We start from the raw sequence: 24,152 nt of genomic DNA, 5'->3' as shown, positions 1-24,152 counted from the left end.
GTAGCCCTCTCAGTCCATTGACCTCGACCGCCCAGGATTTTTCTCAACGCTCCACTGAATGCGGGAGTTGTACCGAGGAAAGGGATTTCGACGATGCGCAAAGGAATGCGGGCAGTCGCGGGCCTACTAGCCGCGCTGGCAGCCACGACGCTGGTCACGGCGTGCGGCGAACAAGCGCCGCGCGGCCCGGACTGGTGCCCGACCGTGCCAGGGCATCAGGTCGATTGCGGCGTGCAGTCCCGGCCGCTGGTGGCCGACCGACCCGAATTGGGTACCGTCGCAGTGAGTTACGCGCTCATCCGGCGAAGCAAGCTCGACGTACCGGCCGCGGGCACGATCGCGCCGAATCCGGGCGGACCCGGTGTTCCGCTGATCGCACACGCCGCCCAGGCCACCCAGCTGTCCGCGCAATTGCTCGACGATCACGACCTGCTGCTCATCGACCCGCGCGGCACCGGCCTGTCCAGCCCCTTGGGTTGCGGCGCGGACGAGGCGGGCTACGAGCTCGGCACCCGCGAATACCAGCAGCAGACGGTCGGTCGATGCGCCGAACAGCTCGGCCAACGCGCGGCCGGCTACACCTCGGCCGCGACCGCCGACGACTTCGACGCGATCCGCGCGCGGCTCGGCATCCCCAAACTGGTGCTCTACGGCATCTCCTACGGCACCTACCTGATGCCGATCTACGCCGAACGCCACCCCGACACCGTGCAGTCCATCGTGCTGTCCGGCGCCTACCCGCCCGAGTTCGACCTGCTGTCACGACCCAGCGCTGAAGCGGTATCACTTGCGCTGCAACGGATCTGCGACCGCAGCCGGGCCTGTGATGGCGCGACCGCCGTCGCCGACCTGCGCACCGTGGCACAGCGCTCGGCCGCCCAGCCGCTGACCATCGCCGGGCGGAATCCGTTTCAGCTCAGCGAGAGCAAGCTCGCCACCCTCGTCTTCGAGGTGGCAAGTACCAACGTCGGCGCCGATCCGAGGCAACCGACCCTGCTGGGCGCGCTGCCTGCCGCCCTGCACGGTGCCGCCAACGGCGACGACACCGGGTTTCGACACTGGGCCGAGCAGGCGGGCGCCGAGCCGACCGCTGAGAACATCGATCTCTTCATGACCGTCGCCTGCAACGATTACCCCAACCTCTGGAACCGGCAGTCGCCGCTGCCAGAGCGGGTTCAGCAATACCGGGCCGGGCTCGCCTCGGCCGGACCGGATGGCGTCGGCGCCTTCAGTGCCGAAGGATTCGGTGCCGGTCAGCGCGACGGCGGCGACGCGTGCATCCAGTGGCCCGCCGTCACCAGCGCATACCCCGGCCGCCCGGTCTCCGCATTGCCGAACGTCCCGGTGCTGGTGATGTCCGGCGACCTCGACGCCATCACCCCGGACGCGAACGGCAAGCGGGTGGCCGCAGGCTTCCCGAACGCGACCTTCCTCTCCGTCCCCAACACCGGCCACGTCCCCGACCTGGAGCCAAGCGGGTGCGTCACCGACCTGGTGGCCCGCTTCATCCGAACCGGCAACACCGGGCCGACCTCCTGCGTGAATTCCATCCCGCCGATCGCGGTCACCCCGGTTTCCCGCTGAGCTACCTCCTGAACAACGTCCAGCCCCGACACAGCGCGCGCTGATCGAAAGTCGAACAGCCGCAACGCCATCCCTGCGCAAGCGGACGGTTGACGCTGTTGTCGGGGCTGCGCGTTTCCGCGTATCCAGGATCGTAGAACTCGCGTTTCCCCAGTCACTCTGCCCCGCTTGCGTGACCGCCATCACTTCGCTATCTTGTGCAATGTCACACGTCACATCACATCTGGACTGCTTGCCGAGTCCGGATAAACGCGCAGATGGAGGCTTCACATGTCCGAACCGATCACCTCAGCCGTGACCAAGCCCTGGCACGGGATCCTGGTCGCGACGACGCTGCCGTTCGCTGAGGACTACTCGGTCGACTACGACGCCTACGCTCAGCACGTCCAGTGGCTGGCCGCGAACGGCTGCCACGGGGTGAGCCCGAACGGGTCGCTCGGCGAATACCAGACCCTCGATGACGAGGAGCGGGCCAGGGTGGTGACGACGGCCATCGAGGCCGCACCGGACGGGTTCACCGTGATGCCAGGCATCGCGGCATACGGTGCCTTGCAGGCGCGTAAGTGGGCCGCGCAAGCCGCCGAGGCCGGCGCACAGGCCGTGATGCTGCTGCCGCCGAACACCTATCGCGGCGGCCGGGACTCGATCCTCGATCACTACCGCACGGTGGCCGAGGTGGGCCTGCCGATCGTGGCCTACAACAACCCGTTCGACACCCGCATCGACCTGACCCCCGACATCCTGGCCGAACTGCACGGCGAGGGGCTGATCGTCGGAGTCAAGGAGTTCACCGGCGACGTCCGGCGCTTCTACGAGATCAAGGAACTCGCCCCCGAACTCGACGTCCTGGTCGGCTCGGACGACGTGGTCCTTGAACTCGGCATCGCGGGTGCGGTCGGCTGGGTGTCCGGCTACCCGAACGCGATTCCGCGGGCGACGGTCGAGCTGTACAACGCCTCGATCAACCGGGATCTGGACAAGGCGCTTCCGCTGTACCGCGAGCTGCACAAGCTGCTGCGATGGGACTCGAAGCCGCAGTTCGTGCACGCCATCAAGCTGTCCATGGATCTGGCGGGCAGGCCGGGCGGCAAGTGCCGTCCGCCGCGGGTGCCGCTGGCGCCGGAGCTGATCGCGAAGATCACCGAGGACACCCGTGACGTGCTCGCCAAGGGTTACCGGTAGGCAGTTACGTAGCCGGTACAGACGAAAGACGAGGAGCCAGCGATGACCGAAAGCACGGTCGAATCCATTCGCGACACGACCGCCGAGCAGGTCGACGCCATTGCCACCACGGCCGCGGCGGCCGCGGCAGCTTGGGCGGCCATGGCGCTGACCGATCGAGCCAAGGTGCTGCGCGGCCTCGCCGACCGGCTCGACGCGCAGGCCACGGAGCTGATCCCGCTGGCGATGCGGGAGACGCACCTGTCCGAACCGCGGCTGGTCGGCGAGCTGCGGCGCACCACCTTCCAGTTGCGCCTGTTCGCACAGGTGGTGCTCGACGGCGATTTCCTCGACGTGCGCATCGACACCGCGGACGCCGAGTGGCCGATGGGTGCGCCGCGCCCGGACCTGCGGCGGATGAATATCGCGCTCGGGCCGGTGCTCAACTTCGCGGCGAGCAACTTCCCGTTCGCCTTCTCGGTGGCGGGTGGCGACACCGCCGCCGCGCTCGCCGCGGGCTGCCCGGTGATCGTCAAGGCCAGCCCCGGGCACCCCGAGCTCTCCCGCGCTGTCGGACGACTCGTACATGCGGCACTTGCCGAATGTGGAGCGTCGAGTGGGACTTTCGGGCTCGTCTTCGGTCGCGACGCCGGTGTGCGCGCGCTCACCCACCCTGCCGTCGCCGCCGCGGCGTTCACCGGCTCGACCGCGGGCGGGCGGGCGCTGTACGACCTGGCGTCGCGTCGTCCGGTGCCGATCCCGTTCTACGGCGAACTCGGTTCCATCAACCCGGTATTCGTCACCGCCGAGGCCGCGCGGACCCGGGCGGCGGAGATCGCGTCGGGGCTGCTGACCGCGGTCAGCGCCAGCGCGGGTCAGTTGTGTACCAAGCCTGGCTTGGTCGCAATACCCGAGGGGGCAGCGGTTTTCCGCGAGCTGGCCGAGCTGATCCGGAACCGGCCGGTGCCGACCGGCGACCTGCTCAACGCGGAGATCGCCGCCGGATTCACCCGTGCTGTCGAGCAGGTACGGGCGCACCCGAACGTGGAACTGCTCGCGGGCGGCGGGCCAGGCGAGGCACTGTTGCTCGCCACCACGGCACGCGCGGTGCTGTCCGACCCCGACGCCCTGCTCCACGAGATGTTCGGTCCGGCAACACTTCTGGTCAGCTATCGGGATAGCGGCGAATTGCTCGAGCTGGCCCGTTCGGTCGGCGGCCAACTGACGGTCTCGCTCTTCGGTGACCGAGTCGACGACACCGCCCGCGCGCTGACCGCCGCCGCGGTGGGCACGGCCGGGCGGGTGCTGTGGAACAGCTGGCCCACCGGACTCTCGGTGACCTTCGCGCAGCAGCACGGCGGTCCCTATCCGGCAACGACGGCTCCGACGGCGACCTCCGTTGGTACCGCGGCGATTTCACGTTTCTTGCGCCCGGTGACCTACCAGTCGGTGCCCGAGGAACTGCTGCCGCTCGAATTGCGCACGGACAACCCGCTTTCCGTGCCGCGCTCGGTGAACGGAGCACGCCCGCGATGACCGCAGCCCCGCCCAACGCCACCTCCCCGCGCGGAACCGACGTCCTGATCATCGGTGGCGGAATGATCGGGTGCGCGCTCGCGGACCGACTGGGGCTGGACGGCGCCTCGGTCCGCGTCTGCGAGCGGGGCGGGGTCGCCTCCGGCACCACCGCGCACGGCGAAGGCAATGTGCTCGTCTCGGACAAGGGGCCGGGGCCCGAGTTGGCGCTCGCCCAGTTGTCTCGGCGACTGTGGCCCATCGTCCTCGAACGGCTGTCGTCCAGCGCGGCAGCCGTCGAATGGGAATCCAAGGGCGGCATAGTCGTTGCCACCACCGACGCGGGCGCCGTCGCGCTGACCGAGTTCGCCGACGGTCAGCGAGGTGCCGGGGTTCAATGCGAGCATCTCGACGCGGATCAGTTGGCGGCGGCCGAGCCCGCACTCACCCGCGACGTGTGCGCGGCCGTGTACTACTCCGAGGACGCGCAGGTCCAACCGGCCGGTGCCGCGACCGCGCTGCTCGAGGCGGCCATCGCCGCGGGCGCGATAGTCGAGACCCGCTGCGAGGTCACCGCGCCGCTGACGCACGGCGGGCGACTGATCGGCGTGCAAACCACCCGCGGGCCGCGGCATGCCGATGTCGTGATCAATGCGGCGGGTCCGTGGTCGGGCGCGGTGTCGGAACTGTTGGGCGCGCCGATCGCGATCAAGCCGCGCCGGGGCGACGTGCTCATCACCGCACCGATGCCGCCGACGGTATTCCACAAGGTCTATGACGCGGATTACGTTGGCGCCGTTGGTAGCTCCGATGCCGCCTTGCAGTCCTCGGCGGTAATCGAATCGACCAGAGGCGGCCCGCTGCTGCTCGGTTCGTCACGCCGCCAGTGCGGCTTCGACGATCGGATACGGCCGGACAGCCTGGCCGCCATCGCCCGAAAGGCATTGCGCCTCTACCCGATCCTCGCCGACGTCGCGATCATGCGGGCATACGGCGGCTTCCGCCCCTACGTCGACGACCACCTCCCGGTCATCGGCCCCGACCCACGGCTACCCGGCCTATGGCACGCGACCGGCCACGAGGGTGCGGGCATCGGCCTGTCCGTCGGTACCGCCCAACTGATTTCGTCGGCATTGGCCGGTCGTCCGGACGAACTCGACATCACCCCCTTCGCCATAGACCGCCCCGCCGTCCTGACCACCCCCACCGCAAAGGCATCCCGATGACCGAACCCACCAACCCCCCTTCGACCGAAGGGCACCTTCAGCCGTCCAGACCGACCGGAAGCGCCCTTCGGTCGCCGACGGGTGTTCGACCGAAGGCGACCTTTGATCGGTTGTTTGGAGTGAAGGGCGCCTTCGGTCGGGGCGGAGGGATGGAGTGAGCCCGCGGTTGATCGGGGCGGCGGGCGATTCGGTTGGGCGGGATGATCGGGGGCTGGTGGTGACTGTTGATGGCACGACTGTTGCTGGTGTGCACGGTCAGACGCTTGCGACCGTGCTGATGGCTGATGGTCGTTCGCACTGGCGAACCGCGCCTACCGGTGGTCAGCGTGGGGTGTTCTGTGGCATCGGTGTGTGTTTCGACTGTGTCGCCACCGTCAACGGGGTTCCGGATGTTCGGCTGTGCCGTCGCCCGGCTCGTGATGGTGACCGCGTTACCATTCAACACCGTTCGGCCGCACAATGAGTCGGCATGTAGTGGTGATCGGGGGCGGGCCGGCGGGCACCGCGGCGGCCGAATCCGCGCTGCGGCATGGCGCGACGGTGACGCTGATCGATTCGAACGAGGCGCTGGGTGGGCAGTACAACCGGCGCATCCCAGCCGCGTACAGGGTTCGTCGGCCGCTCGCCATCGGGCACGGATACGCCGCGGCCGCTCGGCGGGCCCGGCTGCTGGTCGAGCACCCACGCTGCGAGTACCTGGCGTGGGCGGCGGTCTATCAGATCGAGCCACATTCCGAAGATGGTTGTCCCGCAGTACGTTTGCTGATCGGCGCCGAGGGCGACCGGCGCGAGCATCGGGTAGTGCAAGGGGACGCACTCGTTCTCGCCACCGGCGCCTACGACCGAGTGTGCCCGTTCCCCGGCTGGGATCTGCCCGGCGTCTATACCGCCGGTGCCGCACAGACTCTCGCGAAGACGCAGCGACTGCTGGTCGGCAGGTCCGTATTGCTTTCCGGCACCGGCCCGTTCCTCCTGCCGGTCGCACAATCACTGGCCGAGAACGGAGCTCAGGTGCGGGCGGTGCTCGAAGCCAACCCTGGTCGCAAGATCGCCAGGCACTGGGCCGCCAGGCCGTGGGAGCTCCGGCACAGTGCGGGGAAAGCCCTGGAACTGGTCGAGTACGTGGCATCCGGTGTGCGGCACCGGATTCCGTTACGCACCGCACACGCGGTGGTCGCGGTCGCGGGTGACGGCAGGGTGGAAGAAGCCACCGTTGCCCGGCTCGACGAGAACTGGACACCGATCCCCGGCAGCCACAGCACGGTGCCGGTGGACGCGGTCGCGGTCTCGCACGGCTTCACCCCGCAGCACGAACTCGCGGTCGCCGCCGGATCGAAGCTGACCGCGAACGGCTTTGTGCGGGTGGACGACAACCAGCAGACCAGCGCCGAAGGCGTTTGGGCCGCAGGCGAAATCACCGGCATCGGCGGAGCTCAGGTTGCCGCCGTCGAAGGGACGATTGCCGGTCTGGCCGCGGCAGGCGCCAGCCCAGACCGGGCGCTGCGGGCGCGCCACCGCACGGCCGAACAGTTCGTGGCCCGCCTCGCGGCCGCGCACCCGATCCGGCCCGGCGTACTGACCTGGTCGCAACCCGACACCGTCATCTGCCGCTGCGAGGGCACCACTTGTGGCGAGCTGACCAGCGCCTGGTCCAGCGACACCGGCGATGGCTATCGCGCCGCCAAGCTGGCCACCCGCGCCGGACTCGGCCCGTGCCAAGGCCGCATGTGCGCGGCGAACATCGAGGCGTTGCGCGGCACACCGTACGCCGACCAGACCGCGACGACGGCAGGTCTCGCGGCGGCTACCCCCGCATGGCGTCCGCTGGCCGCGCCGGTGCGCCTGCGTGAACTTGCCGAACTCGACAGCGACGCGGTGCGAGTGACCGGACCGGCGGCGGCAGCTCGGGTAACCACGCAGGGCCAACGAACACCGCGATTAGACGAAGGACAGTCCTGATGCGAAGCAACACCATCATTTCCGCGATCGACACCCACACCGAGGGCATGCCGACCCGGGTGATCACCGGCGGCGTCGGCACCATCCCCGGCGACACCATGGCGGCCAAGCGAATCCACTTCATCGAACACCTCGACGGCTTACGCAAGCTGCTGGTCAACGAGCCGCGCGGGCACGCGGCGATGAGCGGCGCGATCCTGCAGCAGGCGACCACCGCCGACGGCCACTACGGCGTGCTGTTCATCGAGGTCAGCGGCCTGCTGCCGATGTGCGGCCACGGCACCATCGGCGTCGCGACCGCCTTGGTCGAGGCGGGCATGGTGCCGGTCACCGAGCCGGTCACCGAAGTCCGCCTCGACACCCCCGCAGGACGCGTTGTCGCGTCGGTCGCGGTGCGTGCCGGCCACGCGGATTCGGTCACCCTGCGCAATGTGCCCGCCTACTGCGACAGCCTGGACAACGCAGTCGAGGTCCCCGGTCTCGGCACGGTCCGCTACGACATGGCCTACGGCGGCAACTTCTACGCCATCGTCGACCTCGGCAAACTCGGACTGCCGTTCGACCGCGCGCACAAGGACCGGATACTCGACGCGGGCCTGCGAATCATGGCCGCCATCAACGAGTTCCGCCGTCCGGTGCACGCCGAGGACGAGCAGATCGCCGGATGCAAGCACGTCCTGTTCCTCGACCCCGCGTCCGAGCCCGCACACACCCGCCACGCGATGGCCATCCACCCCGGCTGGTTCGACCGCTCCCCCTGCGGCACCGGCACCTCCGCGCTGCTCGCCCGCCAGCACGCCCGCGGCCTGCTCACCGAAGACCAAGTGCTGCAAAACGATTCGTTCATCGGCACCACCTTCTACGCGCAGGCGGTGGAAACCATCACGGTCGGCGATCGCCCCGCCATCGTGCCGGCCATCACCGGCCGAGCCTGGCTCACCGGCACCGCCAACTACCTCCTCGACCCCACCGATCCCTTCCCCGAGGGGTTCGTCTTCTAACCAGCACCACCCGCTCCACTAGCTCCACCTCGAAAGGCCCTCGTCAATGAAGACAGTCGTCACCAGACCCGCACGCCCGCCGCTCACCAAGAGTGGGGTGCTGCGCCGAATGCCGGTAATCGTCGCCGACACAGGCGATTTCAAGAAGAGTATGGGCCTATGGCAGCTGGTCGCGCTGAGCCTCGGCGGACTGGTTGGGGCCGGGGTGTTCTCGCTGGCCGGGGTGGTGGCCAATGAGGTCGCGGGGCCTGCGGTGCTGGTCTCGTTCGCCATCGCGATCATCGCGTCCGGCGCGGCGGGGCTCTGCTACGCCGAATTCGCGGGCATGGTGCCGCGAGCCGGATCGGCCTACACCTACTCCTATGTGGCGCTCGGCGAGATCATCGGTTTCATGATCGGCTGGGATCTGTTGCTGGAGTACACCGCCATCGTGTCCGTCGTTGCGATCGCGGTGTCCGGGTACCTGAACTACATCACTCATTACGTCGGATTCGATTTGCCCACTTGGGCTCTCGGCGCACCGGGCACCGGATCGGGACACAAAGTCGACCTCTTCGCCGTCCTGCTCTGTCTGCTCTTGGCCTTCCTGCTGTCCCGGGGTACCCGCGAATCCGCGCGCGTGCAAACGGGACTCGTCGCGCTGAAGATGGTGATCGTCGCCATCGTGGTGGTGGCGGGCGCATTCCACATCAAGTCGGGCAACTATCAGCCGTTCTTCCCGTTCGGTGTCGGCGGCGCGGTCTCCGGCGCGGCGCTGGCCTTCTTCGCGGTCTACGGCTATGACGCGATGAGCGCCGCCGCCGAGGAATCCAAGGACGGCAAGAAGCTGATGCCCAAGGCGATCATGATCAGCCTCGGCATCGCGTCGGTGGTCTATCTGCTGGTCTGTCTCGTCATCGTCGGGATGGTCAACTACACCGACATCAATGTCTCCTCGCCGTTCTCCAGCGCGTTCGATTCGATCGGCATGGGCATCCTCGGCCTGATCATCGCCGTCGGCGCCGTCGTCGGCGTCACCACCTCGGCGTTCGCCAACATGCTCGCGGTGACCAGGGTCGGCTTCGCGATGAGTCGCGACGGTCTGCTGCCGTCCTACTTCGCCAAGTCGAGCCCGGTGCGCAAGGTGCCGTCGCGGGTGATCTGGCCGGTCGGCATCGTGTCGGCGTTGATCGCAGGCTTCCTGCCGATCCGGGAGGCCGCCGAGCTCACCAATGTCGGCATCCTGATGGCGTTCATCGTGGTGGCGCTCGGCGTCATGCGGCTGCGCCGGACCCGCCCCGAGGTCGAGCGCGCGTTCCGCACGCCGTGGGTGCCGGTGGTGCCGCTGATCGGGATCGTCTTCTCGATCTGGTTGATCAGCCACCTCACCTGGGTCACCTGGCTGCGGTTCGTCGTCTGGCTGCTGCTCGGCCTCGGGGTATACGTAGCCTTCAGCTACCGGCACTCGAAGCTGAACGACAGTGAAAGTTCACTAGTCTGAGAGCAGTCGTGCTCGCACACAGGAGAAACCCGGAGCGGTGATGATCGAACGGTTGGCGATACCCAAGCGGCCCACGCTGCGCGATCACGTGTCCGACGCGCTGCGTGCCGCGATCATCTCCGGTGAGCTCGAGCCCGGCGTGCTCTACTCGGCGCCGTGGCTGTCGGAGCGCTTCGGGGTGTCGCCGACGCCGGTGCGCGAGGCGATGCTGGACCTGGTCAAGCAGGGTCTGGTGATCTCGGTTCCGAACAAGGGTTTCCGGGTCACCGAGATCTCCGACGCCGACCTCGATTCGATCGCCAAGATCCGGATGCTGCTGGAGCCGCCGAGTGTTCGCTCGATCGTCGGCGACATCCCCGAATCGGATATGCCAGGTCTGCGGAATCAGGCCGACAAGATCGTCGACGCGGCCAAGCGCGGCGATCTGGTCGAATACGTCGACGCCGACCGGCAATTCCACCTGATGCTGCTGGACTACTGCCACAACCCGCGGCTGTCGCAGATCGTCGGCGACCTGCGCGCGCAGACCCGGCTGTTCGGCCTCGCCGCGCTCGTCGAGCGCGGCGAGCTGGACAAGTCGGCACAGGAGCACCACACGATCATCGACCTGATCGAGCAGCGACACGACGAGCAGCTCGAGCAGTTCCTGCGCAAGCACATCGGGCACGTTCGCGGCATCTGGGCTGCCGGGAACGCACCCGACGAGGATGTCCCGTAGGACTATCTGCTGCGCATTCGCTTTGTCTCCAACTCGCTGGACACGTCCGACTCCGCGAGGAACTCCGCGGTTCGCTTCGCCAGCGCGTCGGCCCACCAGAACGCGCTGGCGATCTGGAGGAAACCGTTCACGTCGTAGTTGATCGCCAGGAACGAGACAAGGGCGCCTTTGCCCGCGGGATAGAACACTGTCTGGATATGCAGGCCGCCGCCCGCGTCGATCAACATCGCCAGTGCGGGCTCGTGGTCGGTCACCAGCCTGCGGGCCTCGCCGGGATTCAGCGCGCGCACGGTCCAGAACTCGCCGATACCCGGCGTCTTGTAGTACTTGAGTCTGCGGTCGGTGAACGATGGATTCTTCGTGGCAGCCATGTGCACCGCGGCGGCGACGGTGGTGATCGGCGCCGCCGCGGTGAGCACGATGCCGACCTTCGCGGGAGCGATGAGTCCTGACATGCGGTTCCTAAGGTGTGCCATGTGATATGGCCTACGTTAGGGGTCGAAGCATCCGGTCTGTATCCGTCGTTCGACCGACTTGGCCGGGCTACGCCAATCGACCTGGCTTGCGCCCGAACACCATTGACGTCGGCCCGATCAGGTGCCGCTGCTTGATCTGCACGAAGCCCGCGTCCCGCAGCCAGCCCGCGCACTGGGTAGTGGTGGCCTCGAAGCCTTCGCGCATCTCCAGCATGATGTTCAGGCTGGACAGCGAACTGATGAGGTTGTTCTTGCGCGCGGGGTCGGTCATGGCGTCGTAGACGAGCAGCGCGCCGCCGGGCGGGACCGCCTCGTATGCCTTGGCGATCAATTCGCGCCGCACCTTTTCGCTGTAGCCGTGCAGCACATGGCCGAAGCTGATCACATCCGCACCGGGCAGCGGACCGCCGAACATGTCACCGGAGGTGAACCGGATCCGTTCGCCGAGACCGAACGAGGCGACGTATTCCTCGAAGATCGGCTGCACCGCGGGCAGGTCGTAGCTGACCCCGCGGATGTGCGAGTGGGTGAGCGCGACCCGTACGGGCAATGCCCCCTGCGCCGCACCGACATCCAAGAAGGTCCGGAACCGCTTCCAGGGAAAGCGCGCGGCGATCAGCATCGCCTCACCGGTCGAGATTCCGGTCATGCCCGCCAGGAATTTCCGCAGCGCTACCTGGTCGCCGTAGAGCGTGGAAAAGAATTCGCTCTCCCCCTGTTCCTCTTCGGCCCCGGGCTGGCCGGTCCGGAGCAGATCGCCAAGCCCGGACCACAGGTCGTAGAGTCGAGTGCTCGACAGCTCCATCAGCCCGCCGATATAGCTGGGCTCGGCGCGATCCAGGAACAGCGCGGCCTGCCGCGAATTCGCGTAGCGCCCCTCGTGATCGCGCCGCAGCAAACCGATGTCGACGAGCGCGCTGAGGAAAGGCCCCACCGCACGCGGATGCCAGTTCAGCCGGTTCATCAGTTCCTGCTGCGACAGCGCACCCACCGCCAGCTCGGTGAACACGCCGTACTCGACCGCGGTGAGCACGACCCGGGACGGCCAGAACCCCATCCCGGTCTCCAGGATCTGCTGCGGGTCGGCGAAGCGCCGCAGCAGCGGACCGCCGATCCGGCTCTGAAAAGCCCGCATCAGCAACCGCTCTCGGCGGAGATCGCTGTGCGGGCCCGGGTCGAGTAGAACTGCCGGATCCGGCAGCGGCGCGCGGTCCTCGATCGGGCTTTTGGAATGTGCCATCGTGCATCTCCTCAGCTGTACTGACCTCGGGTCACTATGCGCTGATCATCGAGCGATGACTTGACGTCCTCTCAGGCCGGACGGCCGAAGATTCCTACCAGCAAGCCCGCGCGGGCTGAGGATATCCGGAACCCAGGCTGCCCCGCTGGGTTATCGCATGCGATGCCGTGACGAATTACGGTGTCCCGCCAGCTATCTCACCGCACAACGACGCCTTGACTCCTGGTGGCCGCGCTCGCTCAGCCGCTGAACTCCACGTCCTCGGCGTTCCGCACCGCCGCGGTACGGCCCGGAGCGTCCTGGAAACGCCAGTAGAGGTTTGTGTGTGCGATGACCTGCTCCGGTGGTGGGGCGCCCCATTGGCTCTTGTCGAAGGTGGTGTGTGCGTCACCGACGAGGGTGACGTCGTAGCCGCGGGCGAACGCGCCGTGGATCGTGGACCTGACGCAGGCATCGGTTTCGGCGCCGGCCACGACCAAGCGTCCGACGCCGACCTTCGCCAGCACCTCTGCCAGGTCGGTGTCCTCGAAGGAGTCGCCGAACATCTTGTGTACCAGCGGTTCCGAATCGAGGCGGACCAGTTCCGGGACGTAGGCCCAGTTGTCGCTCCCCCGCACCAGTTCCTCGGAGTTGTGTTGCACCCAGACGACAGGGACACCCTGTTCACGCGCCTTGTCGACGAGTCGGCCGATGGTGGCGACGACGGCGTCCCGCTGGTACGCCTCGGCCACGACGCCGTTCTGTACGTCGATCACCAGCAGGGCGGTGTTGGGTCGATCTGACAGCACTGTCATGAAGGGTCTCCTCTACTGGCCGAACAGGCGCTGGCGATGTCGGCCACGGTAGACCGGGCCACCGACAAGTTCGGTCGAGCCGAGCTGTCCCGCAGGCGAATTCACTGCCGCTCGGCGATCTCGGCCAGCCGATCGAGGGATGCCCGCAGCTTGGTGGGGGTGGTAGCGCGGGCGCGAACGAGGCGCTTCTCGTCGGTCAACCGCGACCAGTCGTACGTGTGCGTCACCCGGGTGTGCGTCTCGTCGATGGGCTCGACTTCCCAGCGCCACAGGTGGCCCGGCGGCTGCTTGCCCGGCTCGGACGGCTGCCAGGCGATGAGCCGGCCCTCCTCGAACTCGACTACGCGGTTGTCCCGGTCGGCGCCGGTGGTGAGCGTCATGGTGAATACGTCGCCCACCGCGCGAACCCGCTGCCCCGCCGCGGCTTTCGCCAGATTCTCGTTGCCGTCCCAGAGCGGCTGCTCGGCCGGGTCGGCGATCAGCTCGAAGATTCGGTCCGGCGCGGCCGCGATGTCGCGGCTGGCGGTCACGGTGCGCGAAGGCTCGGTGTTGTCCGTCATGCCCTTGATCGAAGCACCTCGCGGCCGGGTTGCGCCAGGTGTAGGGCCGCGAGCACCGCGCCCCGATTGCCGGGCCAGCGTCGCGCGGGCTGTCCGCAACCTCCCGTTTGCCCGGAAGAGGGCGATTCGCCCGATGTTTACCGCGCGCAGTTCGTTCTGCCCAGTTAAACGTTGTCACTTCAATCTATCGGACAGGGGAGCCAGTAAGTGAACGATCGTTATACCCAGTTGTGTTTTTCCAGGCGCGGCCTGCTGGTCGGCGCCAGTGTCCTGGTCGGGGGTTTGGCGTTGCCCGGTATCGCGAACGCGGGCAGCAAGTTTCCGATGCCTACCGGCACCGACATCAACGTCCTGATCACCGGCGACGCGGGCACCGGCGAGGCGGGACAGCGCGCGGTCGCCACCGCGGCGAAGCGGATCTGCCAGGCCGAGGGTGTGTCGCTGGCGGTGGGCCTCGGCGACAACATCTATGAGGACGGCGCGGAAAGCGATGACGACGACGAGTTCGCCACCAAGTTCGAGCAACCCAACGCGGGCATCGACGTGCCGTGGTTGATGGTGCTCGGCAATCACGATTGCAGCGGGACCTTCCCCGGCAGCGGCGGAAACCCGAGCAAGGGCGATCACGAGGTCGCCTACCATCAGCGCTCCGCCCGCTGGTACATGCCGTCCCGGTATTACCAGGTGGCGCTGCCGAACTCGGGTGAACCGCTGGCCGAGTTCTTCGCGCTGGACACCGTCCCCGTCTCCTCGACGGTGCTGCAGACCGATCCCAACTACCAGTGGAACGGACCGTACATGCGCCAGCAGCGCCAGTGGCTGGATCGCGCGCTGACCGCGTCGCGCGCGACGTGGAAGATCGTGCTGACCCATCATCCGTATCGCAACAACGGAAAGCACGGCAACGCGGGCGCTTACGACGGGATCAGTTCCGGTGACTACATGAGCGGTCGTCATTTGCAGGAGCTGTTCGAGGAAGTCGTCTGTGGCAGAGCCGATTACATCCTGTCCGGCCACGACCACACCCTGCAGATCCTGGACACCGCCGACGCGGCGCGGGGCACCCAGCAGATCATCTGCGGCGCCTCCGCCAAGAAGAACGACGGCTCGTCCGCAATCACGAACAAGTCATTCTGGCAGGACTTTTCGAGCCTCGGCTTCATGATCGCGAAGATCCGCCGCAGCACGGTCACCCTCGACGCCTACACCGTCGATGTCGCGAACAGCACGGCACGCCCGGCTTATACCCACGTCCGTCAACGCTGATATTCCCCAGTCCCCCGCGCAACAAGTGCCGTCAAACTTGTTGGGCCACTGCCTGCTACCCCGACCAGCCCCGAGAAGTTTTCCGGCCCAGGTTGATTCGCCCAGTCTGCCATCGATCGGATGCTCGATGGCGGACGGATGATCATGAAAACGTCATCAGCGTGTCATCGACGCCTGGTCCTATCACCCCTGTCATATCCGGAATCTACGAGATTCGAGGAAGTGCCATGCCGCTACCGAAGCCGACCCGGCTCAGCATCATCGCCGCACTCGCCACCACCCTCATGGTGGGTGCTCCGCAGGTCTCAGCGGCACCCGCCGCCACCCCCGCAATCAAGGTGCTGACGTACAACACCTTCCTGATGAGCAAGAACCTGTACCCCAACTGGGGCCAGGACCACCGCGCCGCGGAGATCCCGAAGTCCGACTTCTTCAAGGGCAACGACGTCGTCGTGCTGCAGGAGATGTTCGACAACGAGGCCTCCGACGCGCTGAAGGCGAAAGCCAAGGCCGAATACCCGAATCAGACTCCGGTCGTCGGCCGTTCGAAGGACGGCTGGGACGCCACCGGCGGCAAGTACAGCGCCGCGACGCCGGAGGACGGCGGCGTCACCATCCTCAGCAAGTGGCCGATCGTGCGCAAGGAGCAGTTCATCTTCGCCGATGCCTGCGGTGCCGACTGGTGGGCCAATAAGGGGATCGCCTACGTGGTGCTGTCGGTCAACGGCAGCAAGGTGCACGTGGTCGGCACCCACAGCCAGTCGACCGATCCCGGCTGCGGCGCCGGCGAGGCAGCGCGCGATAGGTCCTTGCAGTTCAAGGAGATCGACGCGTTTCTCACCGCGAAGAACATTCCCGCGAACGAGCAGGTGCTGCTGGCCGGCGATCTGAATGTCGACTCGCACAGCGCCGAATACGGTTCGATGCTGGCCGACGCCCGCCTCGAGCCCGCGACCGCCCGCACCGGCCACCCGTTCTCCTTCGACACCAAGGAGAATTCGATCGCGAACTACCGCTATCCAAGCGACCCGCGTGAGGATCTCGACTACGTCCTGCACCGCAAGGGCCACGCCAAGCCCGCGAGCTGGCAGAACCGCGTCATCAAGGAGTCATGTCCCGCCTGGACCGTCACCAGCCAGGGCAAGGATTACACCTACACCAACCTGTCCGACCACTACCCGGTGACCGCGGGCGTCTGATCCGCTGAGCGGACCGTGCCCGCCTCTCAGCCATCAGGGGCGGGCACGGTTTCCGCTGGTAGGTCACAAGATTCCGAGCATCGATTCCGGCGCGGCGATGGCGCCTGAAAGTTGTTGCCACAGAACCGGGTCGCGCGCCCTATGATCGCCACACAGTGAGAGTGGAGATCGCCGCATGGCCGTAGTTACCAACGCCGGTACGACCGGATATTCCCGTGTCATCGCGCCGCCGGGGTGGAGCCGCTGGCTGGTTCCGCCCGCCGCGCTGTCCATTCATCTCGCCATCGGACAGGCCTACGCCTGGAGCGTGTTCAAGCCGCCCCTCGAAAAGGCGATGGACATCTCGGGGACCGGCAGTGCGCTGCCCTTCCAGATCGCCATCGTCATGCTCGGGCTGTCGGCGGCCTTCGGCGGCACGCTCGTCGAACGGCGTGGGCCGCGCTGGGCGATGACCGTTTCGCTGGTGTGCTTCTCGTCCGGCCTGCTGATCTCGGCGCTCGGCGCGTACGCGAATGCCTACTGGCTCATCGTGTTCGGGTACGGGTTCGTCGGCGGGATCGGGCTCGGCATCGGCTACATCTCCCCCGTCTCCACCCTGATCCGCTGGTTCCCCGACCGGCCAGGCATGGCAACGGGTTTCGCGATCATGGGCTTCGGCGGCGGCGCGCTGATCGCGTCGCCGTGGACGACCCAGCTGCTCTCGACCTTCGGCAAGGGCCATGTCGGCATCGCCGAGACCTTCCTGGTCATGGGCTTGGTCTACGCGGTGTTCATGTCGGTCGGCGTCCTGCTGGTGCGGGTGCCGCCGCCGGGCTGGCAACCGGCGGGCTGGGTGCCGAAGACGAGTACCGCGAAGCTGGTCAGCGAACACGATGTCGCGGCCAACGACGCGATCCGGACGCCGCAGTTCTGGCTGCTGTGGATTGTGTTGTGCTTCAACGTGACCGCGGGCATCGGCATCTTGGAGAAGGCGGCGCCGATGGTGGTCGACTTCTTCAAGCAGACCTCGACCCCGGTGACGGCGGCCGCGGCGGCGGGCTTCGTCGCGGTGCTGTCCGCGGCCAACATGGCCGGGCGGATCGGCTGGTCGTCGCTGTCCGACGTGATCGGCCGCAAGAACATGTACCGGATCTACCTCGGCGTCGGCGCGATGGCCTACGCGTTGGTGTGGTCGGTCGGCCAGACCAGCAAGCCGCTGTTCATTCTCGGCGCGATGGTGATCCTGTCGTTCTACGGCGGTGGATTCGCCACGGTTCCGGCGTATCTCAAGGATTTGTTCGGCACCTACCAGGTGGGGGCGATCCACGGCAGGCTGCTCACGGCGTGGTCCGCGGCGGGTGTCGCGGGGCCGCTGATCGTCAATGCCATCGCGGATTCCGGTGCGCGACATGGAAAGTCCGGGCCTGAGCTGTACGGGCTCTCGTTCGCCATCATGATCACCCTGCTCTGCGTCGGCTTCGTCGCCAACGAACTGATTCGCCCGGTGGCGGCGAAATACCATCGGCAGGTCCGCACGGAGGCCGTTCGCACGGAGGGAACCCTCGCATGACCGAACTCGACGACGCCGAAACGGCCGCGCCGCGGCGTATTCCGCTGCTGGTCTTCAGCTGGCTGTGGGTCGCCGCGCCCTTCGCCTACGGACTGGACCGCTTGATCGTCAACCTGCTCAAGTTGTTCCAGTAGTGGTGTCTCCGGTGTAGACATGCACCGGGTGCAGCCCCCACGACCTGGCGACTCGCTTCGCGTGGTCGGCCAATTCCGCCGCGGTATGCGCCATCTCGGGTTTGAGGCTTTCCAGCGCCCAGTGGATCTTGCCGCCGGATTCCGAAAGCCAGGTCGCCAGCGCGACCGGTTGTCGTGCGGTGCGCGGGACGTCGATGCCTTGCACCACGGCACGTTTCAGGTGCAGGGTCGGCTCGCAGCTGGCGAGTTGCGGCGCGATGAAGGAGTCGAGCACGCCCATGTTGGAACACATTCCGACGGTGATCGGCACCGTCTCCAGCAGGCGATGCACCACCCCGTCGGGCAGCACGTCGAGCAGCTCGGGCGGCATCTGGCGCGGCTGCGAGAGCACGCCGGAACCGACCGTGGACACCGCCTCGAACGCCGCCTTGCTCACCGCGCGCAGCGCGACCAGGTCGTGGTTGTCCAGCCATTCTCGCTGCACAACGACCGGCACCCTGGTGAACGAATTCGCGTCCTGCTGATCGTGTTCCCGCAGGATCCGCACGGCCGGGGTCAGCACCGGCGGGATGTTGTCGATCAGGGGGCAGCGGCGCAGCAGGTCGGCGGTCAGCGCGAGATAGAGCGTGTTGGTCGTGCCGCCGTCGCGTTCGGCCGCCGACTTCCATTGCGCCGCATCGAAGGTGACGACCACCGACTGCTCATGCCAACCGCTCGGGTCGGGTTCGGGCTCCGGCGCGCGAGAGAACAGGGCCGTGCGCACGGCCGCTCGATGGCGAGGGTCGCGCGAGGCTCGTCGCATTTCTGTAAGTGCCTGTCGCACAACGGTAACGCTGCGGCGCGCCCCGTCGGCGAGTTCGTTCCACACGCCGACCTCGGTATCGAGACCGCCGTTCATCACGAGCTCCGGGTCGACCAGACCGGCCTCGGCCAGCAATCCCGCGTGACCGTCGGCGACGGCGTGCGATTTGGTCAGGCAGACAACCATGCCGCCGGAATGCGTTGGCACCGCCGACAATCGCCACCCGTATCCCGCGTCGGGATCGAGGCGATACTGTGCCTGCTCGTTCGCCCAGGTCAAGGCGTCGGACTCGTCGATAGGATCGGTGCCGACCGACAGTGGCAGCGCGGTGTCGGCGGGTACCCAGCGCGCACGGGCGAACGGCACCGTGGAGCGGTGCACGCGCCGCGTCAATGGCCCGGATTTCAGCCGCGCGTACATCGAATTCAGCTGCTCGTCACTGGGGCGGCGGCCGAGCACCGTCAGCGTCTGCGTGACGACGGGCATGCCGTAACCGTGGTGCAGCCGAAGGAACGCCTTGTCGGTGAGGTTGACATACACCGGCGCCGCCGACGCGGACTTACCGTGCCGAGTGCTGTTGTCCCGATCGGCACGGAAGCCGCGAGTAATGGTTGCCATGAACGCTCCTGTACATCAGGCCGCGCGATCGATTACGTCTTTCGTCCGCGGCCGAGACCGATCAGCTCGTCGGTATCGACAAGGTCGGGCAATACGCCCAAATAGCGGATTCCGGTTATCGCACCGAATAGTCACGCATCCGACACAGGTTGTCTCCCGGCCGGATTGGAAAGCATGCGCTCCCACCGAATACAGGTATTCGTTAGCCAATCTACCGTAACTGCCGATCGAGACATCGGTGATTACCACCACATAAATAAGCCGTAAGTTTTCCGGCCGGATAAGCACCCGCAGCGCGGCGGTGGTCCAACGGGAGTCCGGCTCGTCGGCTGTTTCGATCGCTCGTCGCCGGGTATCTGCGGGACGTTCGGTTCGACGGAGATGAGGGCGTCTGATGAGTGGGTTGTCGGCAGGGACGGACCGGTCGCGCGGTCAGCGGGCGGGGGCCGGTAGTTCGTCGTCCGCCGCCGGGCGGATGGCGCAGAACAGCGTGTTCGAGCGGTTCGCGCGGGCCGGGTTCGTCATGACCGGGATCGTGCATCTGATCATCGGGTACATCGCGATTCGGATCGCGCTCGGCGGGCCAGGGGGCAATGCCGATCACTCCGGTGCCATGGCCGAATTGGCGAGCAAGCCGGGTGGCGTGATCATCATGTGGATCGGCGTTTTCGCGTTCCTGCTGATGGGACTGTGGCGGCTCGCGGAAGCGGTCTTCGGCAGTGCGTCGAAACCCGATGCCGGCAGTACGAAATCGGAGGCGTTCCGCCGGGTCAAGGCGGTGGCGCTGGCGGTAATCTATTTCTCGTTCGCCCTGTCCGCGTTCGGATTCGCGCGCGGTAGCGGGAAATCGAGCAGCGCGCAGAGCACGGGAATGACCGGGCGGTTGATGCAGAATACGGCGGGCAAGGTAGCGCTCGTCGTGGCCGGGTCGATCATCATCGGGGTCGGCGGATACCACGTCTACAAGGGGATAAGCCGCAAGTTCTTGAAGGACCTCGAAGGCAGCACCGGCGATTTGGTGCGGCGGCTCGGTATGGCCGGATACATCGCAAAGGGACTTGCCGTTGCCGCCATCGGAGTGCTGGTGATCCTCGCCGTCGGTCACGCACAGCCGGACAAGGCCGCCGGTCTCGACGGTGCGTTGAAAACCCTTGGGGCACAGCCTTATGGCGTGATCCTGCTGATCGTGGCCGGCCTCGGCATCATCACCTACGGTCTCTACAGCTTCGTCATGGCACGCCAGGCCAAGATGTAGCGGCGGCCGGGTGGGGCAAGATCGAGGGCATGAGCTCCACCACCGGACCGCTGATCCCCGCGACCGTTGACGCGTTCCGCGACCTCGCGCGCACCCGGTTGCGCGAATTCCCGCACACCGAAGTTCCGGACGACCCGGGTATTCGCCGGGCGGCGGTGCTGCTGTGTGTCGTCGGAGAAAGCGACGGCACGCCGTCGGTGATCGTCATCCGGCGGGCCTACCGTGGACGCAACGCCGGGCAGTGGGGCTTGCCCGGCGGCAGGCTGGACGAGGGTGAGACCGCGGCGCAGGCGGTAGTGCGCGAGCTGCACGAGGAACTCGGCTTGACCGCCACCCCCGCGGACCTGCTCGGCAGGCTCGACGACTTCCCCGCGGCATCGGGTTTCGTGATCACCCCGTTCGTCGCCGCGCTGTCCGACGCCGCCCAGCTGAAGCCGAGCCCCGACGAGGTGCACTCGGTACACCTGGTGCGGCTCGCCCGGCTGGCCGCCGAGGACGTGCCGCACTGGGTCGCGCCGCACGAGGCGGTGCGGCAACCCGAAATCCGCGACACGGCGGCGGCGGTGCCGGAAAGTGTTGGCCTGCTACAGATGCGCCTCGGCGACGGCATGACCATCCACGCCCCGACCGGCGCGATGCTCTGGCAGTTCCGTGCGGTGGTGCTACTCGGGCACGAGCACACGCACGCCCGAGTAGCCCACTTCAGCCAACCCGACTGGACCCAGCACTGACCCGGTTTCAGGCAGCGCGGCGGGCCAGCGCGTGCACGGTGCCGTCCGTGGTCAGCACGAACAGCCAGTCGCCCGTCACCGACATCGCCGAGGCGACAGACCCACCGAAGTCGTACTGGTTCAACAGCTTTCCGGTACGCCGGTCGAGCACGACCAGCCGCCCGTCCCAGGTGCCCACGTACACCACCGTCTCGGTGGTCAGGGCGTGCATCGCGGGTGCGTTGGGCGCGGCCGTGCAGCCCGCCGCCACCCGTGCGGGGTCGTCGAGCGGGCCGGTGCCTGGCAGGTAGCCGATTCCGGTCTGCCACAAGGGTTCCGCCGGTTTACTCGCCGAAGTGTCGAACGCGCGGACGGTGCCGTCGATGGACGCGACGTAGACCAGCTGCCCGCGAACGGCGGGACTGGTCACCGGCGGCGGCCCCGGTTCACAAGCGCTGCCCGGGATGTCGGCATGCCACAGGGCGCGGCCGTCGCGCGGATCATGGCCGCTGACACCGCCGCCGGTCATGGTGATCAGCTGGCGATTTCCCTCGGTGAGCGCGGGCGAGGAGTGGCTGAACAGTCCGCCAGCGGTGTCGACGGAATATCGGCGGGCACAGGTGGTCAGGTCCATCGCGATGAGTGACTGACTCGAACCCGACTGCAGGTAAGCCGTTTTCGCGTCCGCTCCGCGCACGGCGGTGCTGTGGAACTCGCCCCACCCTGCGGGTGCGGCGAAACCGCCGTCGAGCCGGTTCCCGGTTCCTGCGTCGCGGCAGACGATCTGGTCGTAGGCCTGGTAGACCGCGACCGCGCGATGCTGCTCGGGCAGGTCGAAGACGCTCACCGGGCCGCCTGCTCGGCCGTAGCGGCGCACGGTCTCTCCGGTGCGGTGCTCATCGTCGATGGTCTGCCAGTCGACGACACCCGTGCGCGTATTGAGCGCGTAGACCCGGCCGACTCCGGTGGTGAGGTACACCCGGCCGCCCTGCACGGTCGGGAATGACTCGGCGTCACCATCGAGATAGGTGCGCCATAGTTCCTTGCCGGTGTCGCGGTGATAGGCCAGCACCTGGTTGTAGGGCGAGGCGAAGGCCTGGGAGGCCACGATGACGAGGTCACCGGCCACGGCCGCACCGTTCAGTCCGAACTGCTCGCCGGTATTGGCCGACCACCGCTGGTCCAGCACCGCGCCCGGGTCGGACGCCGCAGTGGATCCCCCTGATTCGGTACCGCCCTGGCGCAGCCAGTCGGCACCGGCCGCGGGCGGCGGGCCGACGGGCAGCACGCGGAACATGCCCTGCAGCGCAGGCCATTTCCCGCCCGCCGTATCGGTCGCGGTCGCCTCGACGCGGTAGGTCCCCGGCTGCAGAAACGGAATGCTGCCATGTGCGGTCGTCCAATTGGCGCGAACGGCCGGACACGACTCGGCCCGCCCGCCCGGCGGGGTATAACAGTTCACCCAGCCGGGGGGTGCTTGCGTGCTGCCGAAGCGCAGGTCGGCACGCCATACCTCGCCGCCGCGTTCATCACGCACCAGGACCTGAGCAGTAGCTGGAGTCCGCCCGGCATCCTCGACATACAGGTCGACCGGGATTGCGCCTGCCCGATGCGCGCTGTCCGGTGCGGGGCTGACCAGTGCCGTCCGATCGCGCACGAAGAACTGCCGGTGCGTGCCGGAAACGTAACCGGTGTCCTCGTTCACCGGCGTCGCCGGATCGTTGGTGATGCCGGCAAAGTCCAGCACCTTGTAGCCGGGCCGAGCGCCGTCGATGCCGTAGGTCGCGCCCATATTGTTCACCTCCACCGAGCGCGGGAACGCGCCACGGCGGAACTCGGTCTGCTGATTGTGCCCCGCGGCGAACATCCGCACGTCGTAGCGGGCGAGCTCGTCGATGATCGGTTGAATGGCTTGTCCCGGACCCCATTTGGTGAACAGCGACCGGTGGGCGAAGACGAACACCTGTTTACCGGTGGCATGGCGGCGCAGATCCTCACGTAGCCATTGCAGTTGCGGGCCGAGACCGGAGGTGTCGTAGTTGTCCTCGAGCACCACCAGGTGACGGCCGTTGCGGTCGAAGCTGTACCACTCCGGTCCCATGTTGCGCCGATAGATCTCCATGCTCGCGGCGTAGCCATTGGTCTTTCCGGTCCCGCCCGCGTCGTGGTTGCCCATCACCGGATAGAACGGACGGCCGAAGCGGCCTTTAGTCAGGCCGGTGCGCAGGATGTCGTAACTGCCCTGGCGACGCTCGGGCGCGGTGTAATCGGTGACGGTGATGTCGCCGGTCGCGATGGCGACGGTAGCTTCCCGGTTCCGCGCCATTGCCTCGACCTGGCCGGTCCACTGCGCCAGCGTGTTCGCCGCGGAAGCGTCGCTGCGATTGTCGGTTTCGCTGTCGGACAACATCAACCACGGCTCGCGCGGATCCGCCGCGCGCTTGTCGGGAACAAGGGCGAAGTCGATGTTGTCCTGTCGGGGCTTGCCCTCGTCGAGCGCGCGAAAGTAGCGCGGGACCGAATCCTCGCGCAGTACCGGGGTGTATCCGTCCGGCGAGACGATGTTGATCAGGTCGGTCTCCCGACGACCCGGATCGATCCGCAGGCGGTAACCGCCATCTCTATCGGTCTTCGCCCAGACCGCTCCATCGGTGACCGATACGCCGGCCAGTCCTTGCTCGCCACTGTCGCGAATTCCGTTGCCGTTCAAGTCGATGAATACCGTGCCCCGCGCCTCGACCGAGGCGTCCGCCGCGTACGCCGGACCTGGTGCGGTAACCACAGTCAGGATAATGAAAAGACCTATCAGACATTTCCACACGGAAATAATTCTATTGGAACAAACCGGCCGTGACGCGGCCTCTCGCTACAGTTCGCGCGCTGTATCACCGATGTTCAGGCTAAC

At 67.2% G+C, this 24,152-nt stretch carries 21 protein-coding genes; 15 read left to right on the top strand and 6 right to left on the bottom strand.

The genetic code is table 11. The features are described from left to right. Positions 1-93: 93 nt before the first annotated feature. From ACIA8C_RS05590 to ACIA8C_RS05550, 9 genes are all read left to right on the top strand, one after another. Entirely contained in the window at positions 94-1,584 is a 1,491-nt protein-coding gene (locus tag ACIA8C_RS05590; protein WP_397131211.1) for an alpha/beta fold hydrolase, read from the top strand. Positions 1,585-1,854: 270 nt separating this feature from the next. Beyond that, positions 1,855-2,766, top strand: a complete 912-nt coding sequence (locus tag ACIA8C_RS05585; RefSeq protein WP_397131209.1) for a dihydrodipicolinate synthase family protein — start codon at positions 1,855-1,857, stop codon at positions 2,764-2,766. Between the two features lie 42 nt (positions 2,767-2,808). Beyond that, complete coding sequence (locus ACIA8C_RS05580) at positions 2,809-4,281, top strand: aldehyde dehydrogenase (NADP(+)) (protein ID WP_397131208.1); 1,473 nt, start codon at positions 2,809-2,811, stop codon at positions 4,279-4,281. Continuing rightward, entirely contained in the window at positions 4,278-5,486 is a 1,209-nt protein-coding gene (locus tag ACIA8C_RS05575) for an NAD(P)/FAD-dependent oxidoreductase (RefSeq protein ID WP_397131207.1), read from the top strand. Before ACIA8C_RS05580 ends, ACIA8C_RS05575 begins: the two co-directional genes overlap by 4 nt. Positions 5,487-5,640: 154 nt before the next feature. After that, positions 5,641-5,949 (top strand): (2Fe-2S)-binding protein, encoded by a 309-nt coding sequence (locus tag ACIA8C_RS05570; protein ID WP_397131205.1) that lies wholly within the window; start codon positions 5,641-5,643, stop codon positions 5,947-5,949. Further along, positions 5,946-7,445, top strand: coding sequence for an FAD-dependent oxidoreductase (locus tag ACIA8C_RS05565; protein WP_397131203.1), 1,500 nt, complete (start codon positions 5,946-5,948; stop codon positions 7,443-7,445). The genes ACIA8C_RS05570 and ACIA8C_RS05565 overlap by 4 nt, the downstream gene beginning before the upstream one ends. Next, the gene (locus ACIA8C_RS05560; protein ID WP_397131201.1) at positions 7,445-8,446 is read left to right on the top strand and encodes a proline racemase family protein; all 1,002 of its coding nucleotides are present in this window, start codon (positions 7,445-7,447) and stop codon (positions 8,444-8,446) included. The genes ACIA8C_RS05565 and ACIA8C_RS05560 overlap by 1 nt, the downstream gene beginning before the upstream one ends. Before the next feature lie 46 nt (positions 8,447-8,492). Continuing rightward, entirely contained in the window at positions 8,493-9,926 is a 1,434-nt protein-coding gene (locus ACIA8C_RS05555) for an amino acid permease (protein ID WP_397131199.1), read from the top strand. Between the two features lie 40 nt (positions 9,927-9,966). Beyond that, a complete protein-coding gene (locus tag ACIA8C_RS05550) occupies positions 9,967-10,644 on the top strand; it encodes a GntR family transcriptional regulator (RefSeq protein WP_397131197.1) in 678 nt (225 codons plus the stop codon). 2 nt (positions 10,645-10,646) lie between these two features. On the opposite strand, the gene ACIA8C_RS05545 is transcribed toward ACIA8C_RS05550, so the two are convergent. From ACIA8C_RS05545 to ACIA8C_RS05530, 4 genes are all read right to left on the bottom strand, one after another. After that, a complete protein-coding gene (locus ACIA8C_RS05545) occupies positions 10,647-11,099 on the bottom strand; it encodes a hypothetical protein (protein WP_397131195.1) in 453 nt (150 codons plus the stop codon). Between the two features lie 88 nt (positions 11,100-11,187). Beyond that, positions 11,188-12,360 carry a methyltransferase gene (locus ACIA8C_RS05540; protein WP_397131193.1) on the bottom strand — a complete coding sequence of 391 codons (1,173 nt, stop codon included), beginning with the start codon at positions 12,358-12,360 and terminating at the stop codon, positions 11,188-11,190. Between the two features lie 239 nt (positions 12,361-12,599). Then, positions 12,600-13,154, bottom strand: coding sequence for a cysteine hydrolase family protein (locus tag ACIA8C_RS05535; RefSeq protein ID WP_397131191.1), 555 nt, complete (start codon positions 13,152-13,154; stop codon positions 12,600-12,602). A gap of 101 nt (positions 13,155-13,255) precedes the next feature. Beyond that, positions 13,256-13,714, bottom strand: coding sequence for an SRPBCC family protein (locus ACIA8C_RS05530; RefSeq protein WP_397131189.1), 459 nt, complete (start codon positions 13,712-13,714; stop codon positions 13,256-13,258). A gap of 207 nt (positions 13,715-13,921) precedes the next feature. On the opposite strand from ACIA8C_RS05530, the gene ACIA8C_RS05525 reads away from it, so the two are divergent. The 4 genes from ACIA8C_RS05525 to ACIA8C_RS05510 all read left to right on the top strand — a co-directional run bounded on the left by ACIA8C_RS05525 (position 13,922) and on the right by ACIA8C_RS05510 (position 17,862). Next, a complete protein-coding gene (locus ACIA8C_RS05525; RefSeq protein ID WP_397131187.1) occupies positions 13,922-14,980 on the top strand; it encodes a metallophosphoesterase in 1,059 nt (352 codons plus the stop codon). 227 nt (positions 14,981-15,207) lie between these two features. After that, positions 15,208-16,179, top strand: a complete 972-nt coding sequence (gene sph, locus ACIA8C_RS05520) for a sphingomyelin phosphodiesterase (RefSeq protein ID WP_397131185.1) — start codon at positions 15,208-15,210, stop codon at positions 16,177-16,179. Positions 16,180-16,354: 175 nt separating this feature from the next. Next, the gene (locus ACIA8C_RS05515; protein WP_397131183.1) at positions 16,355-17,728 is read left to right on the top strand and encodes an OFA family MFS transporter; all 1,374 of its coding nucleotides are present in this window, start codon (positions 16,355-16,357) and stop codon (positions 17,726-17,728) included. Next, positions 17,725-17,862: a hypothetical protein gene (locus tag ACIA8C_RS05510; protein WP_397131181.1), complete on the top strand. Its 138-nt coding sequence runs from the start codon at positions 17,725-17,727 to the stop codon at positions 17,860-17,862. The genes ACIA8C_RS05515 and ACIA8C_RS05510 overlap by 4 nt, the downstream gene beginning before the upstream one ends. Here ACIA8C_RS05510 and ACIA8C_RS05505 read toward each other — a convergent pair. Continuing rightward, complete coding sequence (locus ACIA8C_RS05505) at positions 17,846-19,282, bottom strand: hypothetical protein (protein ID WP_397131179.1); 1,437 nt, start codon at positions 19,280-19,282, stop codon at positions 17,846-17,848. The two genes, ACIA8C_RS05510 and ACIA8C_RS05505, sit on opposite strands and share 17 nt — an antisense overlap. Positions 19,283-19,676: 394 nt before the next feature. On the opposite strand from ACIA8C_RS05505, the gene ACIA8C_RS05500 reads away from it, so the two are divergent. Both ACIA8C_RS05500 and ACIA8C_RS05495 read left to right on the top strand, forming a co-directional pair. Continuing rightward, on the top strand, positions 19,677-20,537 hold the full coding sequence (locus ACIA8C_RS05500) for a DUF1206 domain-containing protein (protein WP_397131177.1): 861 nt from the start codon (positions 19,677-19,679) through the stop codon (positions 20,535-20,537). A gap of 29 nt (positions 20,538-20,566) precedes the next feature. After that, a complete protein-coding gene (locus tag ACIA8C_RS05495) occupies positions 20,567-21,268 on the top strand; it encodes an NUDIX hydrolase (RefSeq protein ID WP_397131175.1) in 702 nt (233 codons plus the stop codon). Positions 21,269-21,275: 7 nt separating this feature from the next. Here the strand turns inward: ACIA8C_RS05495 and ACIA8C_RS05490 are convergent, their stop codons facing one another. Continuing rightward, positions 21,276-24,029 (bottom strand): PQQ-binding-like beta-propeller repeat protein, encoded by a 2,754-nt coding sequence (locus ACIA8C_RS05490; RefSeq protein WP_397131173.1) that lies wholly within the window; start codon positions 24,027-24,029, stop codon positions 21,276-21,278. Positions 24,030-24,152 lie beyond the last annotated feature (123 nt).

This window comes from Nocardia sp. NPDC051321, assembly GCF_044455225.1.
GTDB lineage: Bacteria > Actinomycetota > Actinomycetes > Mycobacteriales > Mycobacteriaceae > Nocardia.
Note: the sequence above shows the minus strand (reverse complement) of the source record. Positions and strands in the feature narration are given on the sequence as shown.

What these genes read in the sequence shown, in the direction of transcription:
- ACIA8C_RS05590 (WP_397131211.1), top strand. Translation starts at nt 94, where the DNA reads ATGCGCAAAGGAATGCGGGCAGTCGCGGGCCTACTAGCCGCGCTGGCA.
- ACIA8C_RS05585 (WP_397131209.1), top strand. Translation starts at nt 1,855, where the DNA reads ATGTCCGAACCGATCACCTCAGCCGTGACCAAGCCCTGGCACGGGATC.
- ACIA8C_RS05580 (WP_397131208.1), top strand. Translation starts at nt 2,809, where the DNA reads ATGACCGAAAGCACGGTCGAATCCATTCGCGACACGACCGCCGAGCAG.
- ACIA8C_RS05575 (WP_397131207.1), top strand. Translation starts at nt 4,278, where the DNA reads ATGACCGCAGCCCCGCCCAACGCCACCTCCCCGCGCGGAACCGACGTC.
- ACIA8C_RS05565 (WP_397131203.1), top strand. Translation starts at nt 5,946, where the DNA reads ATGAGTCGGCATGTAGTGGTGATCGGGGGCGGGCCGGCGGGCACCGCG.
- ACIA8C_RS05560 (WP_397131201.1), top strand. Translation starts at nt 7,445, where the DNA reads ATGCGAAGCAACACCATCATTTCCGCGATCGACACCCACACCGAGGGC.
- ACIA8C_RS05555 (WP_397131199.1), top strand. Translation starts at nt 8,493, where the DNA reads ATGAAGACAGTCGTCACCAGACCCGCACGCCCGCCGCTCACCAAGAGT.
- ACIA8C_RS05550 (WP_397131197.1), top strand. Translation starts at nt 9,967, where the DNA reads ATGATCGAACGGTTGGCGATACCCAAGCGGCCCACGCTGCGCGATCAC.
- ACIA8C_RS05545 (WP_397131195.1), bottom strand. Translation starts at nt 11,099, where the DNA reads ATGTCAGGACTCATCGCTCCCGCGAAGGTCGGCATCGTGCTCACCGCG.
- ACIA8C_RS05540 (WP_397131193.1), bottom strand. Translation starts at nt 12,360, where the DNA reads ATGGCACATTCCAAAAGCCCGATCGAGGACCGCGCGCCGCTGCCGGAT.
- ACIA8C_RS05535 (WP_397131191.1), bottom strand. Translation starts at nt 13,154, where the DNA reads ATGACAGTGCTGTCAGATCGACCCAACACCGCCCTGCTGGTGATCGAC.
- ACIA8C_RS05530 (WP_397131189.1), bottom strand. Translation starts at nt 13,714, where the DNA reads ATGACGGACAACACCGAGCCTTCGCGCACCGTGACCGCCAGCCGCGAC.
- sph (WP_397131185.1), top strand. Translation starts at nt 15,208, where the DNA reads ATGCCGCTACCGAAGCCGACCCGGCTCAGCATCATCGCCGCACTCGCC.
- ACIA8C_RS05515 (WP_397131183.1), top strand. Translation starts at nt 16,355, where the DNA reads ATGGCCGTAGTTACCAACGCCGGTACGACCGGATATTCCCGTGTCATC.
- ACIA8C_RS05510 (WP_397131181.1), top strand. Translation starts at nt 17,725, where the DNA reads ATGACCGAACTCGACGACGCCGAAACGGCCGCGCCGCGGCGTATTCCG.
- ACIA8C_RS05505 (WP_397131179.1), bottom strand. Translation starts at nt 19,282, where the DNA reads ATGGCAACCATTACTCGCGGCTTCCGTGCCGATCGGGACAACAGCACT.
- ACIA8C_RS05500 (WP_397131177.1), top strand. Translation starts at nt 19,677, where the DNA reads ATGAGTGGGTTGTCGGCAGGGACGGACCGGTCGCGCGGTCAGCGGGCG.
- ACIA8C_RS05495 (WP_397131175.1), top strand. Translation starts at nt 20,567, where the DNA reads ATGAGCTCCACCACCGGACCGCTGATCCCCGCGACCGTTGACGCGTTC.